The organism is Streptomyces sp. NPDC060366 (assembly GCF_042725135.1).
Taxonomy (GTDB): Bacteria; Actinomycetota; Actinomycetes; order Streptomycetales; family Streptomycetaceae; genus Streptomyces.
The window spans coordinates 1-1,768 of record NZ_JBHXDC010000057.1 but is presented as its reverse complement, the minus strand read 5'-3'; the positions used below and the strand labels follow the sequence as shown (position 1 = coordinate 1,768).

Sequence of the window (1,768 nt, the reverse complement as noted above, 5' to 3'; positions counted from 1 at the left end):
GCGGTCTCGGTCCGCCTGAGGGGTGGCCGGCTCCCGCGGCTGCTGGTCGTTCTGCTGGTTGGTCACGTGCTCCTCCAAGGCGCTCGGAAAGTCCTCCCGTCCCGGACAGGCCGGGGCGGTCGGAACCGTGGAGGAGCGACGGGTAAGCCCCGCAACTCCCCCTGTGCCTCTTCGAGGGAGTCGATCGCTTATGGACAGGACCGTGCGCGAAAAGAGGGTGCGGTCGTGACGAGAACCACACGAGCCATCCCGACCGCCGCGTCCCTCGAGTACGTCACCGCCGCCTGCCGTACGTCTCGGCGGCGAAGACGCCCGAGATTCGGATCGGATGGCGTTGTCAGTGCTCGCCTTTACTGTGGCGGCATACAGGGGGAGGAGCTGGACATGGCCCGTCGAGAACGCTTTGTACCGGCGCCGTCCGGGTGCCCCGGGGGGCACCCGGACCAGGGTCATCGGCGAATGTGGATGGTGATCTTGACGGCGCCGATGGCACCGCCCAGTACCCCTGCAGTGGCGACCGCGACAGCGGCCTCGTCGTTGCCCGTGAAGGCGAGGACGAGAACGGTGGCGAGGGTCGCCAGAGTGGTCACGACCGTGGCCCACACATAGGTGCGGACCGAGTTGTCCGGACCCTCTGGGGTACGGTCAATGGACGTCACGGCTTCTGGCTCCTTACGACGGATCGGCAGCCCGACGTCAGGCGAAGGGGAGACCCCGCTCGCGAAGTAGCTTTCCTAGGGCATGACTTCGCAGGGGTCTCCCTTCGTCGTCCGAAGGGCTCGGAACAGCTCAGGCCACTCTAAGCCGGGCCACCGACAATCCGACCGTGCACCCGGAGTGACATGACGTCCTTACCGGGTGTCTTAGGGCTACCTGCAATACCGCATGGGTCCGACATTGCGACAACCGCCAAAACCGCAGCTCAGAGGGCATGGCGGTGAAGCGCACAATTTTCCACGCAAACCGAATTCGGCGTGATGCACGTCACAGAATAATTGGGGCGCTAGTCAACAAATCGGAACCGTGGAAGTTGCCGTCAAGGGGGAGGATGCCGGGTCCCGGACCACCCTCACGTCGCTGATGAGCAGTACCGACACCTGGTGCGTAGGGTCCGGCCTCCAGCAGGTACTGGTTGTAGAAGACGAACCACTTCTCCTACACGAGCAAGAGGTCCTTGGACTTCTTGGACTCGTTCACGTCCTCGGCGTAGTCCTCCTCGACGATCCGGTACACGTCCGACCTGACGTAGAGGAAGTTGGTCTTGTCTCCGATGACGGCGAGGACCTCCGGAACTTGGCGTCGTTGTGCATCATCCGGTACGGCAGACTCCCGTCATGGACACCCCGCGCCGTCACCTCGGCACCGGCCCGAGTACCACCAGGAGCACGCCGACAGCGGACGCGAGTCCGCGGCTTCTGCCCGTCGAGCGAGTGGAGCCGGACGCACTCCTGGGGGACGTCGAGCACCAGGACGTCGCCGTCCGGAAAGGCCGGCGGACGCTCGGACCGGGAGTCGACGCGTCGCCCATCGAGGGAGTGTCGTAACGGCTCCTCGGCCGTCCTTGGTCGGGGTTGCGTCAGAACCTGTTTCTGAACCCTCGGGCCCGAGTCCTCGGTACCCTGGAACCCGGCAGGGCCTGGGCCAAGTTGACCGCGGTCAACTTGAGAACGATCAAGGTCCCGAGTTTCCTCGGTGGGCTCCAGGCCGCGGTGATGCGGACCACCGCCGCTTCTCTCTCTCGCGTCTCGCCAGCCCCAGGTCTATCCGA

2 protein-coding genes are annotated in these 1,768 nt (G+C 65.2%); one reads left to right on the top strand and one right to left on the bottom strand.

The genetic code is table 11. The features are described from left to right. Positions 1 to 449: 449 nt before the first annotated feature. Positions 450 to 659, bottom strand: coding sequence for a hypothetical protein (locus tag ACFWHU_RS38565; protein ID WP_375826654.1), 210 nt, complete (start codon positions 657 to 659; stop codon positions 450 to 452). Positions 660 to 1,334: 675 nt separating this feature from the next. On the opposite strand from ACFWHU_RS38565, the gene ACFWHU_RS38560 reads away from it, so the two are divergent. Continuing rightward, a complete protein-coding gene (locus tag ACFWHU_RS38560; RefSeq protein WP_387231023.1) occupies positions 1,335 to 1,544 on the top strand; it encodes a hypothetical protein in 210 nt (69 codons plus the stop codon). Positions 1,545 to 1,768: the final 224 nt, after the last annotated feature.